14 protein-coding genes are annotated in these 14,963 nt (G+C 42.8%); 13 read left to right on the forward strand and 1 reads right to left on the reverse strand.

Annotated features, from left to right (window positions below):
* The first annotated feature begins 7 nt into the window (after positions 1-7).
* From DQQ10_RS28355 to DQQ10_RS24025, 13 genes are all read left to right on the forward strand, one after another.
* Entirely contained in the window at positions 8-787 is a 780-nt protein-coding gene (locus DQQ10_RS28355; protein ID WP_112749475.1) for a J domain-containing protein, read from the forward strand.
* 10 nt (positions 788-797) lie between these two features.
* The gene (locus tag DQQ10_RS23970) at positions 798-1,145 is read left to right on the forward strand and encodes a translation initiation factor (protein ID WP_112749476.1); all 348 of its coding nucleotides are present in this window, start codon (positions 798-800) and stop codon (positions 1,143-1,145) included.
* A gap of 113 nt (positions 1,146-1,258) precedes the next feature.
* Positions 1,259-2,170, forward strand: a complete 912-nt coding sequence (locus DQQ10_RS23975; protein ID WP_112749477.1) for a YitT family protein — start codon at positions 1,259-1,261, stop codon at positions 2,168-2,170.
* A gap of 232 nt (positions 2,171-2,402) precedes the next feature.
* The gene (locus DQQ10_RS23980; RefSeq protein WP_112749478.1) at positions 2,403-2,903 is read left to right on the forward strand and encodes an NADH-quinone oxidoreductase subunit A; all 501 of its coding nucleotides are present in this window, start codon (positions 2,403-2,405) and stop codon (positions 2,901-2,903) included.
* Positions 2,900-3,442 carry an NADH-quinone oxidoreductase subunit B gene (locus DQQ10_RS23985; protein ID WP_112749479.1) on the forward strand — a complete coding sequence of 181 codons (543 nt, stop codon included), beginning with the start codon at positions 2,900-2,902 and terminating at the stop codon, positions 3,440-3,442. Before DQQ10_RS23980 ends, DQQ10_RS23985 begins: the two co-directional genes overlap by 4 nt.
* Positions 3,439-3,921, forward strand: coding sequence for an NADH-quinone oxidoreductase subunit C (locus DQQ10_RS23990; RefSeq protein WP_112749480.1), 483 nt, complete (start codon positions 3,439-3,441; stop codon positions 3,919-3,921). Before DQQ10_RS23985 ends, DQQ10_RS23990 begins: the two co-directional genes overlap by 4 nt.
* 10 nt (positions 3,922-3,931) lie before the next feature.
* On the forward strand, positions 3,932-5,149 hold the full coding sequence (locus DQQ10_RS23995) for an NADH-quinone oxidoreductase subunit D (protein ID WP_112749481.1): 1,218 nt from the start codon (positions 3,932-3,934) through the stop codon (positions 5,147-5,149).
* A gap of 26 nt (positions 5,150-5,175) precedes the next feature.
* Positions 5,176-6,678: an NAD(P)H-hydrate dehydratase gene (locus DQQ10_RS24000; RefSeq protein ID WP_112749482.1), complete on the forward strand. Its 1,503-nt coding sequence runs from the start codon at positions 5,176-5,178 to the stop codon at positions 6,676-6,678.
* 20 nt (positions 6,679-6,698) lie between these two features.
* Complete coding sequence (locus DQQ10_RS24005; RefSeq protein ID WP_112749483.1) at positions 6,699-7,232, forward strand: adenine phosphoribosyltransferase; 534 nt, start codon at positions 6,699-6,701, stop codon at positions 7,230-7,232.
* Positions 7,233-7,246: 14 nt separating this feature from the next.
* Complete coding sequence (locus DQQ10_RS24010; protein ID WP_112749484.1) at positions 7,247-7,834, forward strand: LON peptidase substrate-binding domain-containing protein; 588 nt, start codon at positions 7,247-7,249, stop codon at positions 7,832-7,834.
* Between the two features lie 333 nt (positions 7,835-8,167).
* A complete protein-coding gene (locus DQQ10_RS24015; RefSeq protein ID WP_112749485.1) occupies positions 8,168-8,749 on the forward strand; it encodes a hypothetical protein in 582 nt (193 codons plus the stop codon).
* A gap of 296 nt (positions 8,750-9,045) precedes the next feature.
* Entirely contained in the window at positions 9,046-9,624 is a 579-nt protein-coding gene (locus DQQ10_RS24020) for a hypothetical protein (protein ID WP_112749486.1), read from the forward strand.
* 148 nt (positions 9,625-9,772) lie between these two features.
* A complete protein-coding gene (locus tag DQQ10_RS24025) occupies positions 9,773-10,630 on the forward strand; it encodes a universal stress protein (RefSeq protein ID WP_112749487.1) in 858 nt (285 codons plus the stop codon).
* An 80-nt stretch (positions 10,631-10,710) separates the two neighbouring features.
* On the opposite strand, the gene DQQ10_RS24030 is transcribed toward DQQ10_RS24025, so the two are convergent.
* Positions 10,711-14,958, reverse strand: coding sequence for a CHAT domain-containing protein (locus DQQ10_RS24030; protein ID WP_112749488.1), 4,248 nt, complete (start codon positions 14,956-14,958; stop codon positions 10,711-10,713).
* Positions 14,959-14,963: the final 5 nt, after the last annotated feature.

Genomic DNA, 14,963 nt, shown 5'->3' on the forward strand with positions numbered 1-14,963 from the left:
TGAAGAGATGAAAGACTACTATGCAATTCTCGGTGTCCGCGAAGCGGCAAGTTCTGCAGAGATTAAGCGCGCTTATCGTTTGCTGGCCGTGCAATATCACCCCGACAAAAATCCGAGTGCAGAAGCAGAGTCATTGTTCAAGGAAATAAACGAAGCATATGATGTGCTGAGCGATGTAAATAAAAAGTTTTTCTATGATCAACGACGGTATAAGTCGCTGCACGAAGTGTTGGCCGAAGAGCCGGTAAAAACGCACCGAGATCCGCGCTATCGAGCAAAAACAGCAACAACGAATCGAACAGGGAAACCTAGAAAGCCACCGGAGTATTTGTTGATGGAGAAGTTGAACAAGTATGTGTTATGGATAAATATTGCAGGTGCGGCGATTGTTGTATTCTTTTTATTTGATTATGTCATTCCATACAAAACAACTCAGGAGGCAGTCTATTCCATTCGTGAGGTACGGAATGTAAGATCCCGAGGTATTGTGTATTATATGATCACGACGGAATCAGATAAAAAAATAAAAGTTTATGATCTCGTTCCAGGAATAGCCGATGGATTTACGCTAGACTCAAGTCGCATTTACGGTATGCCAATGGCGATTTCAACGAGTAGGGGAGAGTTCAAGCTTGCCTACATGTATAGTGCACTAATCTTTGTTCCTTTGTTGTTGTTGCTTATTGCCAGCATCGGAATCTTGATCAAGAAAAATATCACAGGGGCTTTTAACTGTGGTATTGTAACAACAGTACTAATAATCATAACTTTGGTGTTGATCTACTAACTCACAAGCCATGGCAAAGAAAAACGATTGGAAAAATAGGGAAGGCGTTGTTTACTCCACCAATTCTGATTTTGATTACGCCTATCAACAGCAAGAGGAGGCAACAACGCTATCGCCGCAGCAACAACAGCTCCGTGTTCAGTTGGACAAAAGCATGCGTGCAGGGAAGCAAGTTACGTTGGTAACGGGGTTCGTTGGAGCGTCGACAGATCTTGAGGCGCTCGGAAAAATGCTCAAGTCGAAATGTGGTGTTGGCGGATCTGTGAAAGATGGCGAAGTACTCATTCAAGGCGATCATCGCGATAAAGTCGTCCAAGTCTTGATCAAAGAAGGTTATAAAGCAAAACGCACCGGCTAACCTTTAATACCGTTTTAATCGACATATCTTTTATTTCAATAGAGATTCATATATGTTTCTCGCCTGGTAGCGGACGCTCATGTATTGCCGCTAGATTTGATTATTTTTAACACATGTCTACCCAACAAAGATTTGTAGAGCTTCAGGCTATTCGACTGAGAAGAATTAACCTGTGGCGCTGGATTAAAGATATTGCTTTTATATGTCTGGGCGTAGCCGCCGCCACCTTTGGACTAAAAGGTTTTTTATTGCCAAACGAATTTCTCGATGGTGGTGTCGTCGGGATCTCCCTATTAATCAATGTACTGACAAAACTCGATTTATCAATTTTGTTGGTGGTGATCAACATTCCATTCATGATCATCGGTTATACGCAGATATCAAAAGTGTTTGCGCTCAAAACATTTGCCGCCATCATTACCCTCGCGATATGTCTTGAGTTTATTGAGGTGCCTTTTATCACGCACGATAAATTGTTGGTCTCTTTCTTCGGCGGATTCTTTCTCGGCCTAGGAATTGGTCTTTCAATTAGAGGTGGGTGTGTGATTGATGGAACCGAAGTGCTGGCGATTTATACGAGTCGAAAGACTGCGCTCACGGTAGGCGATATTATTCTCATTTTGAACATCATCATTTTCGCCGTTGCGGGCTATTATCTCAAAATTGAGATTGCACTATATGCTATTCTCACCTATCTCGTTGCTTCTAAAACCGTCGACTTTGTTGTGCATGGTATTGAGGAGTATACAAGCGTGATGATTGTGTCACAAAAAAGCAATGAGATTATGCATGCCATTAGTGATCATATGGGTAGGGGAGTAACGATCTTAAAAGGCAAGCGTGGTTTCGGAAAACACGGCCATCGCGATGATGATATCGATGTTTTATTCTCAGTAATTACACGTCTCGAACTTCAGAAACTGAAAACAGAAATCGCAAAAATCGACGAAGAAGCTTTTGTTGTCGAAAATAGCGTCAATGATATTAAAGGCGGAATGATCAAGAAAAGACCGTTACATGATTGATGTGTTGGCGTGTTGATGTTTGGCATGTTGAGCGTTAAAGGGTCTTCCGCCGGAATTGGATGTCGGTTAGTGAGGGCTTTTTCCTAACGGTCATTGGTGATCATCGTATCATAGGGCCGTGATTGTTAATCCAGCTTAAAATCATTCCTACGCAGTGGTCAATCGAAAATGTTGAGCGTGTAACTAAACAGGGTTTCACAATCCACTTCAATGCTTATCTTTGATTCCGATTATGAAGCAAAGTCTGTCAGCATTCGGAGAAGTATTATTGTTTATCGCCGGCGGCACGATCTTTATTCTAGTCACATTCCTGGTGTCGCGCCTCATTCGCCCTGCGAGACCCAATCCTGAGAAGTTATCGACCTACGAGAGTGGTGAAGAGCCAACCAGCGAAGCGTGGTCGCAATTCAATACACGGTTTTATATTGTTGCCCTCATCTTTTTACTTTTTGAAGTGGAGATTGTGTTTCTTTTTCCTTGGACAACAATCTTCGCTAAAAGCGATTTGATTAAAGCAACAGACGGTCAATGGGGATGGTTTACCCTCCTGGAGATGATAATCTTTATTGTGATTCTTGCCTTAGGCCTTGTGTATGCGTGGGTGAATGGACATCTCGATTGGATCAAGCCTGATCCGAAACCGACTCAGATCGATTCGCCAGTACCGCATGCGTTGTACGAGAAGCTTAACGAAAAATTCAAGAACTATCGAAAAGAAGGAGAACGCTTATGAAAGGGTTGCTGGATCAACAATTTGCGCAGGGAGGTGTAATGGTGACGCGATTGGAAGACTTGCTTAACTGGGCAAGACTTTCTTCCATGTTCCCGATGACCTTTGGTATTGCATGTTGCGCAATAGAGTTTATGAGTACGGGAACAACCGTTTACGACATGGATCGTTTCGGAATGGCACCACGCGCAACACCGCGACAAGCCGATGTGATGATCGTCGCCGGAACAGTAACATTTAAAATGGCGGATCGCATTAAGCGTTTATATGAACAGATGGCCGAGCCTCGCTATGTGATCTCGATGGGCTCGTGCTCGAATTGTGGTGGTCCTTACTGGCAGCATGGTTATCATGTGGTGAAAGGCGTTGATCGCATCGTGCCGGTTGACGTATACGTGCCAGGGTGCCCACCAAGACCCGAAGCATTGATCGGCGGATTTTTGAAACTTCAGGAGAAAATCCGTGCCGAATCGCTGGTGGCACCAACTGCTATTGAAAATCTGTTGAAAAAAGAAAATGTTGATCACACTGTTGCATCATGAGCTTAGATGAATTCAAAAATATCATTGAATCGACTTCACTAAAACAAGAAGTGAAGTTTGATATGAATGCTCGTCCTCATGCAATAATTCTTGCTGCCGAAGATTTGCTCGCTGTTTGTGAAATACTTCAACGTAATCCTGCAACCTATTTCGATATGCTTTCATGCATCACAGGAATAGATAATGGCGCTGAAGCAAATACGATGGAGGTAGTTTATAATTTGTATTCAATACCATTCAACTTACACTTGATGTTGAAAGTGGTATTGCCACGTGAAAATCCGCGGGTCGAATCAGTCAGTGGCATTTGGAAAACTGCAGATTGGCTTGAACGCGAGGTGTTCGATATGTATGGAATTCAATTCTTGAACCATCCAGACTTACGCCGAATTTTGATGCCTGCTGACTGGGAAGGATATCCTCTGCGCAAGGATTACAAGCATCAGGATTATTACAGAAATATCAAGGTGGAGTATTAAAGCGAGTACATTGTCAAAGGGCATTCAATATCAATATAAGGAAGGAAATCTTTCAGCGTCAGAACCTAACAAGTTAAAGGCGGAGAATCTTCATTCAGAAGAGATGATCTTAAACTTGGGGCCGCAGCACCCGTCCACGCACGGTGTGCTAAGACTTGAGGTACTCATGGAAGGTGAAATCGTAAAAGAAGTTGTTCCTCACATTGGATATCTGCACCGTTGTTTCGAAAAACACGCAGAGAATCTTCCCTATAATCAAATCATTCCGTTTGTCGACAGACTCGACTACGTGGCAGCCATGAACAACGAGCATGTGTATGCGATGGGCGTGGAGCGTATGCTTGGTATTGAAGAGCAAATTCCCAAGCGTGTTGAATATGCAAGAGTATTGGTAGCGGAACTTAATAGGATTGCTTCTCATTTTATTGCGATCGGCACGTATGGAATGGACATCGGGGCGTTCACACCGTTCTTTTGGATCATGCGCGATCGCGAACATATCATGCGGCTGCTAGAATGGGCATCGGGTGCGCGATTGCTCTACAACTACATTTGGATTGGCGGACTATTTTATGATTTGCCGATTGGGTTTGAAGAGAAGTGCGAAGAATTTGTTCGTTACATTAAACCGAAGTTTCAAGAACTCGAAGAGATTCTTATCAATAATAAAATTTTTATTGACCGTACAGCGAATGTGGGTGTGTTACCGCTTGATTTAGCGATCAACTGCGGTGTAACGGGACCGATGTTAAGGGCCTCGGGCCTTCGCTACGACCTGCGACGCGTTGACGGTTATTCTGTATACCCTGCGTTAGACTTCGAAGTCCCTATCGGCGAAGGGAAAATGGGCAAGGTCGGCGATTGCTGGGACCGGACGTATGTGCGTTATCTCGAATTACACGAATCAATCAAGATCATTGAGCAATGCTTGGTTCAATTAAAAGGAGATCATAAACGCACGCGTGATTTTGATCCACAAGCGCTTGTGCCAAAGAAGATTCGCCCGAAGATGCAAGACCTTTATGTGAGAGGTGAGATTCCAAAGGGCGAGCTTGGTTTCTTCTTCCGTGCCGACGGTCGCAATGATTTTCCTTTTCGCTGCAAGTGTAGGTCATGCAGTTTTGTAAACTTGTCTGTACTCCCAGAAATTTCAAAGGGAATTCTTGTTGCCGATCTAATCGCCATTATCGGTTCGTTGGATGTGGTAATGGGCGAAGTAGACCGCTAGTGATTTTAATCGTCTGGATATAAATTATGACAAAGATCCTGACTGTAAAACAAATCAAAGCCTTGGATGAATACACCATTCAACATGAACCCATTGCTTCGATAGAACTCATGGAACGTGCTTGCCGCGCTTTTACGACGTGGTTCACCGAAAGATTTCATGCTCTCAACAAAGTGGGGATCGTGTGCGGCACTGGCAATAATGGTGGCGATGGTCTCGGTATTGCACGTCAGTTGAAAGCGTGGGGATACCCTGTGAAAGTTTGGGTGGTTCGCGGTAATATGAAGGAGTCCGATGACTTTAAAGAAAACTTCAAGCGACTTGCAGGCTATGTTGTCGATCTCGTGAACATTTCGTCCGAAGCTGATAAAGGATTGTTTGTTGAATGTGATGTGTTGATTGACGCCATTTTCGGTTCTGGATTGTCGCGGAAACCTGAGGGAATTTATGCACAAGTGATTCAGTGTTTTAATCAAGCAACGGCAACCAAGATTGCAGTAGACATTCCTTCAGGATTAATGGCTGATCAAAAATCGGAGGAGCCCATTGCGCGCGTTACTTATACATTAACATTTCAACTTCCTAAACTTGCCTTCCTATTACCACAGTCGCAACAATACATTGGCGAGTGGACAGTTCTCGATATCGGATTGAGTAAGAAGTTTATCAAAGAAGTAGACACGACTAATTATTTACTCACGCAAAAAGATATCAAACGCTTAATCAAACCGCGATCAAAGTTTGATCACAAGGGAACATTTGGTCATGCGTTGTTGATTAGCGGAAGCTTCGGAAAAATGGGCGCTGCAATACTGTCTGCGAAAGCTGCGTTGCGCAGTGGCGTAGGATTGCTCACGACACATGTTCCCCAGTGTGGTTACTCAATCATGCAAAGTTCTGTTCCTGAAGCCATGGCACAAGTTGACGATGATGACAATCGTTTCACAGCTTACAGTAATCTTGAGTCTTACAACGCGCTGGGTATTGGTCCTGGGATAGGAACACACGAGACATCGGTTAAAGCGTTTATATCGGTACTGAAATCTTTTGCAAAACCTGTTGTGATCGACGCCGATGGATTGAATATTCTTTCGGCACACTCAAATAAATATGAGGTTGTGCCACCGGGAAGTATTTTAACACCACATGTAAAGGAATTTAAAAGACTAGTCGGTGAGTGGAGCGATGATTTTGAACGGTTAGAAAAACAAAAGGAGTTGGCGCTGCAACTGCGTAGTGTCGTTCTCGTGAAAGGGGCGCATTCAACCGTGGCAACGCCAGAAGGTAAATTGTATTTTAATGGAACTGGAAATCCAGGGATGGCAACAGGAGGCACGGGTGATGTACTCACGGGAATTCTAACGGCCCTATTGGCGCAAGGATATACGGCAGAAGACGCCGCGCGCATCGGCGTATACGTCCATGGCTTTGCGGGTGATCTTGCAGCGTCAGACAAAGGGATGATTTCGCTGATTGCGTCTGACTTGATCGAATACCTTCCGGCCGCTTTTAAATTATTGTCTAGATAGTTATCAGAAAATAAAATAGTATGTCTCTACAAGAGCAAATAAAAAGTACGATCCGCGATATAAATGACTACCCCAAGGCTGGCATCGTATTCAAAGACATCACGCCCGTGTTAGCAACGCCGAAATTGGTAAAGGCAATTGCTTCAGAACTACGCGCACAATTTGAAAATGAAAAGATCGATGCGATCGCAGCTACAGAAGCACGCGGTTTTATTTTCGGATCTATTCTCGCATTAGAACTCGGTTGTGCCTTCATACCGATTAGAAAAAAGGGCAAGCTCCCGTACGCCACGCGGTCTCAAGAATACCAATTAGAATATGGCACCGCTTCGGTCGAAATTCATACGGATGCTGTTAAGCCAGGTGCGAGGGTATTAATTCACGACGACCTACTGGCTACCGGTGGTACTGCGGGTGCAGCTGCCGACTTGATTAAAAGTTTCGACGGCGTTGTTGCAGGATTTTCATTTATCATCAACTTAAGTTTTTTACCCGGTGAAGAAAACCTTATGCAGCGCTACGGTGTTAAACCCCATTATCTCGTGAAGTATTAAATGATTTAACAGCGATGGCAGGCTTTGTGAATATTCCTATGTTTCCCTTGTCGATCTTACCTATGCCTGGTGAGTTGGTACCACTGCACATCTTCGAGCCTCGCTACAAACAATTGCTTCACGATTTAGAAGTAGAAGATATACGCTTCGGCATTTATTTCGCCAGTGATTTGAACGAAGAAAAAATCGGCTCGCTCATGCGCTTGGAAAGCATCATTAAGCGCCATCATACTGGCGAATGCGATATCATCGTTAAGTGTGAGGATATTCTAAGTTTGGGTCAACTGTTCCGTACCTACCAAAATAAATCATATCCTGGCGGCGACGTTCGGTTTCATCAGGTTGATGGTTCACGATTGCCGAGTACACCGTTGCATGAAATGTTTGTGGAATATATGCGGCTGCGAAAAATCACAAAGATGGAGGAGCCGATTTCTATATATAGTGTGGCGCAAGAACTTAGTTTGGATCTTCAAGATCGTTATAAGTTTCTGTTGTTGTCAGACGATCGAAAGGATAGTTTTCTCATCAGCCGCGTGCGCTACCAAACCGATATCTTCAAGCAAGAAGATAAGAGTCGTGACCTCTATCACCTAAATTAGGGGAGTACCCCTGTTCATTCTTGAATTTCGACTGTACAGTTTTGAACGAATTGTTATCAGCGCGTGAGTTTTACGCTTGATGTATCAATAATTTTTTTCGAGTCATTGATGTTCAGTTGTGTGAATTCATTGTACGCTTTCGAACGAAACGAAAAATGTTACTGATTTTTTTATCGGAATAGTAACCTGAATGACAACGCATCGTTTGAGCGACCTTTCTTATGTGAAGCCAATTTTATCACCGCGAAAAAAATCTTAACAATAATTAACGATTGCGCTGCAACATTTAACGATTGCGTGGCGTCTTAGAGTTGTAAATAAAACAACAGCGATATGAAAAAGATCTTATCAATGATAGTAGCGATTGCAATAAGTGGTGCAGTGTTCGCTAACAATTCAGCTCGTGTTTCCGGTACAGATGCAATCGTTACGAACAACGGTGCAAATGTTAAACTCTACTACAAGTCACAGACAACTTCTAAAGTTGTTGTTTCAATCTATAACGAATCACATAAGCTAGTCTTCTCAGAAACTGTTCATCAAGAGAATGGTTTTGCGAGACCTTATAATTTTTCTAACCTTGAAGAAGGGACTTATACCATTGATGTAAACGACGGCGGTGCACATTACGCAAAACAAGTAACATACAAGAAAGAGAAGCGTGAGAAGAGTGAGATGCATGCGCGACTCACGCAAGTAGTTGGAGAAACAGGAAAGTATATCTTATCTATTCCAAAGAGTGCATACAAGACTGTAACGGTGAAAATTTACAACGAGAGCAATCGTCTTACGTACAGCGCGGAAGAGCAATTGGATGGCGATTTTGCAAAAGTGTATAACATTGGTCGTTTTGGAAGTAAAGTTTCGTTTGAGGTGCAAGATGCCAAAGGAAATGTTATCACTGTTCTGAATTAATTAAATACGATTCGTTTTTACGGTATAAAAGCGAATAAAATGAAAGGTAATCTCTGGTAGCGGAGGTTGCCTTTTTTTGTTTGATTTCGTTATGCAAACGTTTCATGCAAACGATTTATAATTTTTCTGAGCACCGAATGCGTTTGCACTGCACGTTTCACTCTGTTTGAATCGTATTTCGGATTAGAAATTTACGCAAACGTTATTTATAGAATTAAAACATGTTTCCTTACAACTTTCGTTGTTGCATGATGCAAGCCCGTACATTTGTATCGTAAACAAAACGAAAAAGAAATATGAAAACGAAATCTCTGTTCATCGCAGCTGTTGCCATGGTTGTAGCCCTGTCAGCATTCGGAGAAGAGCCATCGAACAGCAAAGGTTTAGCTGTTGTGCCTGTTAAAGGAAGCGAAGTATTCAAAGTCATCTACAAAGGTGAGAACACTGGAAAAATCAAATTGAATATATACAACGAACAAGCTCAGCTTGTTTTCTCAGAAAGCATCAGCGGTCTTGATGGATTCATCCGTCCGTTGAACTTCAATGGTCTTGCAGCTGGTCAATATACGTTCGAAATCATCGACGCTACTGGCAAGAAGACTGAGAAAGTTGATTACAAACCATTCACAGCGAAAGCTAGCAACGTACACGTTACGAAGTTAAGCGGCGAAGGGAAGTTCCTTCTTGCGATTGCAGCTTCTGGAAAAGAAACGGTTAACGTAAAAATCTATGACGCAGCAAATACACTTGTTCACAGCGAAAGCAAATCAGTTGACGGTGCATATGCGCAGATCTATACTGTAAAGAACGTAAAAGGTGCTCTTACTTTCGAAGTAACTGACGCCAATGGAACAACTAAAACAGTTCGGTTTTAATCTATAAGTTTCCAAGTCTTAAGAGAGCCCTTCTATCCGGAGGGCTTTTTTTATGATGTTTATCAGCCCCATAGCTGAATTTTGACATTTTGATTTTTAAGGTAAATGGTTACTTTTACCTCGCTACAAAGCTTAAAAATCAAGATTTATGAAAAGAATTCTCGTTCCGACAGACTTCTCTAAACCAGCACAACTTGCAACGGATGTTGCAGCTGATATCGCCCGAAAATCTGGCGCTGAACTCATTTTGCTTCACGTCGTTGAAGGCGCCAGCGAAGGCTCATTCAATATTGAAGGCGAGGCTACCTACAGTGGCAATTGGGAGGATAAAATCTTTACCCTCAAGCTGATCGAAAAAGCAAAGAAGCAAATGGCGAGGTTTTCTGATGATTCCAAATACGGCGATATCAAAATCCGCCAGGAATTGAAACTTGGAAGCCCTTACCACGGTATGAATTCAATCATCACAGAAAAAAAGGTCGACCTGGTAGTAATGGGAACATCTGGAAAGTCGGAATTGGAGCATATGATCATCGGTTCCAATACGGAAAAGGTGGTTCGTCATGCACATTGCCCGGTGCTTACCGTTCATAACAAACCTGCTCGCAAAGATTTTAAAAATATCGTTTACGCAACCTCTATGGATAAAGACGAGGAAGTGTTCTCGAAAATCATTCGTCGTACTCAGCAAGTTTATGATTCAACCATTCACCTGGTAAGAATCAATACGCCTGGTAACTTCCAACGCGATGCTGTTGTAAAGAAATACATGCAGGATTTTGCGAAGAAGCTTCAGTTGAAGAACTACACGATCAATGTATTTAACGATTTGTCGGAAGAGGAGGGAATTGTATACTTCGCCGATAGCATCGACGCCGACCTCATTGGTATGGCAACGCATGGTCGTACCGGTTTTGCGCACGTTTTGGCAGGTAGTATTGCCGAAGACGTTGTAAGCCACTCACGTCGCCCTGTGCTGACCTTCGTAACGAAACATAGAAACTAAGTTCGACACGAAGGATTGTCGTCATAAAAAAGCCAGCTTGGTAGTTACCATAGCTGGCTTTTCTTTTGCGATCGCGTCGCCTATTCCAAGCCAATAATCATAAAGGCACCCCAGTAAATCGGTTCTGGTCGCTCAGCGCGGAGCTCAATTTTTGCCTCTGTAAAGCTTTGTCGGAAATTTCCGGAATTCAACCATTTCTGATAGAATTTCAGCATCAATTTCTGAGTGGCATCGTCATCTACTTTGAACATACTCATCACCAAGAATTTCGCGCCAGCAACCATAAAGGCACGTTGTAGACCCATAACGCCTTCGCCTGCCTCCAAATCGCCTAGCCCTGTCTCGCACGCGCTAAGCACCACCATATCGGTTTTATCCAAGTTTAAGCTCATCGCTTCTTGTGCTGTGAGGATGCCACTTTCCATGTTGTAATTAAAATCTGTTTTCTCCATCAAATCTCCAGCACCTTTTAAAAGGAGTCCATTACGCATAAAAGGATTTTGTGTTAGAATCGCTTCGTTACCTTGAATTTCTTCATCTAACGTTACAGGCACAGATGGTTTGTAAAATCCGTGTGTCGCCAAGTGTACAACTCTCACGTTGTTGATCTCTTTAATCTTCTCTTCAGAAGCTGTATTGTCAACAAAAACCGTCGTGAGCCAAGCTTTCTGCTTCAACATGAAATCAAGCTGGTTAATCTCTTTTTCAGTTCCTGGTAGTTGAGAAATAGAATTGTCGGCGGAAGCCGTTTTGTAGAATGCAGGATTACCAATCAGGTAAGCGGTGTTGTCGCTTGATTTCGCACGACTTTTAATCTTCCGGAGATATAAATCTTTGGTGTTACTGATCAACACAATATTTGAATTGTCGATTACATATTTTCCATCAGGTGTAGGCAGCGATTCAAGATTGATTTGATTATACACACCATCTGCAGACAGGTAGATGGTTGATGCTTGGCCAAGTTCATCGGCGATAGGTTTCCAAAATGCAGTATAAGAATATTGATCTGGAATCATACCGGTGATGGCATAGCGGTAATATTTAAAGAATCGGGTCTCTAATCTCTTGCCGTCATTAAGGATGATAACTTTCGGTTTCGAGAAATCGCTCTTGATATAAAGCGCAGCATATATGACCGAATCCGTAAGGTTGTGGTTAAAGTAACGATAACGGATCATTTCAATCGCTACTTCGTTAGGCTTTAGCGATTTCTTCACGTCTTCGAATGTGATCCGTTTATTGTCGAAGCTTTGACCGAATAGTTCAGATTTTTCGCTCAATTCTTTTTCAAGGCGATCTACCTCTTGTTGTAGGAGCGTCGGATCAATGTTCCGCTCTGATAATTGCGCAGGGCTCATTGACAGGGCCAAGGTCATCAGTTCCTTTTTCTCTGTCCAAGTATTGTACTGATTTTTTAGCTCTTCATCGGTGCTGTTTAAGATACGTTCGCGCATCTTCAGGGTTGAGCTAAGAAGTAATGCCTTCGTGAGCAGCTGGTAGTTGTACACTTTGCCAGCAAGATCTTTGAAGTCCTCAAGATTACCGAACGCCAAGGTATTGTAGAATTCAAAGTCACCCTTGATGGTATTCCAGTACTTGGCTTTTTGTGCTTCCGTTTGCGCAGGGAAATACTGTTTAATGTAATTCTCGTAGTTGTCAAGCGCTTCTTCGATGAGCTTTTTAGAACGCTTGTAGTCAGCTTTCATGTAATAAACTTTTCCAAGCTTGGCGAGAATCTTCACGTATTCAGGATGCTTGTCGTTGAAGAAGCGTTCGTAAATTTCTTTACCGCGATCATAGAATTCTTGCGCCTTGTTATAGTTTTTTAATTGATAGTATACATCGCCTGTCAGGATGTAGATACTGGCAAGGTTGATATTTGTTTTGGAGCCTGTTTTCGCGCGCCAAATTCCTTCTGCGACCGTGAGTGAATTAAACGCGATATCGAACTTCTTTTCGGAGATATATAATACCGCCACGTTTTTTAGAATTTCAGCATACTGTGGGTTTGTGTTACCCAACTTGTCGAGCATGATCTTCTGCGCTTCGTTCATTAATTTTTCAACCTCTTTCTTACTGTCACCTTTGTGGAATTTTGTAAGCGCGAGTTGTGAAATAGACTTGGCCACTTCGATGTGGTTTCTTCCGAATTGTTTCTCTTGACTGGCCAGCGCTTTAATCAAGTTATCTTGTGCGCGATCATAGTCACCCAACGTATAGGCGATGTCGCTCAACAGTCGTTGCGTTGGCGCGGTCTTGGTCGAATTGTCGCCGTACGATTTTACCGCGATTTGGTTTGCACGCATCGCCGTCTTTTCTGCTTCTGAATAATCTGCGTTTGCAAGCAAAATGCGTCCTTCATTGGTGAGCGGCTCAATCAAGCGCAACGAGTTTCGTCCATACAATTTTTCGTACTCTGGAATTTGCGTGGCCAGGAGTTTGGTGGCTTCCGAGTATCGGCCGAGTTGAATGAAAAGTGAAGTCAATTCTTCCGCGCTCGACAATTCATTGCTTACCAATACATCGGCTTTGTTGAAAAGCTTTTTAGATTTTTCCAGATTCTCAACCGCTTCGTCGAACATCCCCTTGATACCATATAGTTTTGCCTGTGTCTCCAGGGCGTCGATATAGGTAGGGTAGTACGCCGCATTTTTGCTGTCCTTCTCTGCAATGATTTTTAATGATGTATTAAGATCTTCCCCGGCAGATTCATACTCGCCAAGTTTAAGTTTCAACTTCGCGATATTATTCATTTCGCGTGCGTACAGTATGTCAGTGATGTCATACTTTTCTCGTACAGCTTTTCCTGCGATAGTGAGTGTCTTGGATGCTTTGGCATATTGATCGATCAACTCGTAATAATTTGCAAGGTGATTCAGTATTTCTAAGTAATCTTTATGTTGAACACCGATCGTGGACGATAACTTATTGATATAACTCCCTTCGAAGATTTTGCCAGCGTCCTCAATTTTATTGGTGTAGTCAAGGTAAAAGTTTGCAAGCTTCAACTTGTGGAGATGGTATTCGGGTGCCTCTTCTCCATACAATTCTTTTTTAACTTCTCCCATTTGATTGAGATACCCTTCCGCATTGGTGTAACGCTTTTCCGTTAATGCGATGTCATACAAAAACTGAAGGATGAGCAGGTTTGTCTTATGATTTTTGGGAAGTGATTTTGAGTTCAGTACACCAAGCGCATCGGCTTCTAAATTTTTGGTTTTATCGCGACTTAATTTTGAATCGAATTCAACAGCACGAAGGTTGATGTTGTGAAGCGATATTTTAGGATATGACTTGTCGATGATCTTCTGATATTCAAGTTTTACATTGATATAACGCGCGCGACTGTCACGTTTTAAAAGATCTTTTAAGTATAGGAGGTAAAGATTGTGAGCGAGTGAATTCGTTGGACTTGTTTTTGATTTTAAATCCGAAAGAATATTGTCGAGTTGAAGGTTCTTTTGTTGTAAGCCTTCTTCGTTACCATTTTCAATTAAGACTTGCGCCCAGTCGTAACGATATTGAACCGTTGCCAAACTTGTCTCTGCGAAATATTTTTTACGGTCTTTAATCCAGCTGTTGAGTTGACTAAATGTTTTGTCGGCGTCTGGATCTGTAGAAGCGAGGGAGATCAATCCTTTTGAAGCGTAAGCATCGCCACGGAGCGTGAGCAATTTCACATAGTCACCAAAACGTGTTGGAAGCTCCTCTTCGGGTACACGCTTCGTTTTAATGTTGCCATCCTCTACTTTTGTTTCTTTATCAACAGCTCTCTTGATATAATAATCTTCAACCGAAGCGAGTAGATCAAGGGCTTCGTCCCAATATCCTTGACCAATCATGGCTTCCGCTTCAACCAGTGCGAGCCTTCCTGTAAGCACATCGGTAAGCTGATCCGTTTTCTTCAAAAGGTCGCGTGCTTTACCGAGGTATTCGCGACTGACTCGGTAGTTTCCATATTCGTTATAAATTTCAGCAACGTCGATATAGGTGCTTGCATAGCTGGTGCTATTTTCTCCGAACACGGCGCTGCTGCTGGTCAGGGCATTGTTCAACGTATGATCGAAAGTTGTGAAAACCCCTAAGGCCATCGTTATGCGCGCTTCCCGAATATACAAGGCAGGCATATAAGGATTTTCTGCGCCCATTTTAGCCGTAATGGTTTTTTTAAGCTTTGCGAGTGCACTGCTGGCTTTGCTGAATTTTCCTGAGTTGAAAGACGCATCGATTTTTGCGAGCGACTTATCGAACTTTTTGTTTTGTGCGAGAATTGGCTGAACCAGAACGATTAGCAAAACGAACAGGGAGAACCTGACATTCTTCATGGCGA

Source organism: Pseudochryseolinea flava, from assembly GCF_003286915.1.
GTDB lineage: Bacteria > Bacteroidota > Bacteroidia > Cytophagales > Cyclobacteriaceae > Ohtaekwangia > Ohtaekwangia flava.

What these genes read in the sequence shown, in the direction of transcription:
- DQQ10_RS23990 (WP_112749480.1), top strand. Translation starts at nt 3,439, where the DNA reads ATGAGCTTAGATGAATTCAAAAATATCATTGAATCGACTTCACTAAAA.
- DQQ10_RS24000 (WP_112749482.1), top strand. Translation starts at nt 5,176, where the DNA reads ATGACAAAGATCCTGACTGTAAAACAAATCAAAGCCTTGGATGAATAC.
- DQQ10_RS24025 (WP_112749487.1), top strand. Translation starts at nt 9,773, where the DNA reads ATGAAAAGAATTCTCGTTCCGACAGACTTCTCTAAACCAGCACAACTT.
- DQQ10_RS24010 (WP_112749484.1), top strand. Translation starts at nt 7,247, where the DNA reads ATGGCAGGCTTTGTGAATATTCCTATGTTTCCCTTGTCGATCTTACCT.
- DQQ10_RS28355 (WP_112749475.1), top strand. Translation starts at nt 8, where the DNA reads ATGAAAGACTACTATGCAATTCTCGGTGTCCGCGAAGCGGCAAGTTCT.
- DQQ10_RS24015 (WP_112749485.1), top strand. Translation starts at nt 8,168, where the DNA reads ATGAAAAAGATCTTATCAATGATAGTAGCGATTGCAATAAGTGGTGCA.
- DQQ10_RS23985 (WP_112749479.1), top strand. Translation starts at nt 2,900, where the DNA reads ATGAAAGGGTTGCTGGATCAACAATTTGCGCAGGGAGGTGTAATGGTG.
- DQQ10_RS23970 (WP_112749476.1), top strand. Translation starts at nt 798, where the DNA reads ATGGCAAAGAAAAACGATTGGAAAAATAGGGAAGGCGTTGTTTACTCC.
- DQQ10_RS23980 (WP_112749478.1), top strand. Translation starts at nt 2,403, where the DNA reads ATGAAGCAAAGTCTGTCAGCATTCGGAGAAGTATTATTGTTTATCGCC.
- DQQ10_RS24020 (WP_112749486.1), top strand. Translation starts at nt 9,046, where the DNA reads ATGAAAACGAAATCTCTGTTCATCGCAGCTGTTGCCATGGTTGTAGCC.
- DQQ10_RS24030 (WP_112749488.1), bottom strand. Translation starts at nt 14,958, where the DNA reads ATGAAGAATGTCAGGTTCTCCCTGTTCGTTTTGCTAATCGTTCTGGTT.
- DQQ10_RS23975 (WP_112749477.1), top strand. Translation starts at nt 1,259, where the DNA reads ATGTCTACCCAACAAAGATTTGTAGAGCTTCAGGCTATTCGACTGAGA.
- DQQ10_RS24005 (WP_112749483.1), top strand. Translation starts at nt 6,699, where the DNA reads ATGTCTCTACAAGAGCAAATAAAAAGTACGATCCGCGATATAAATGAC.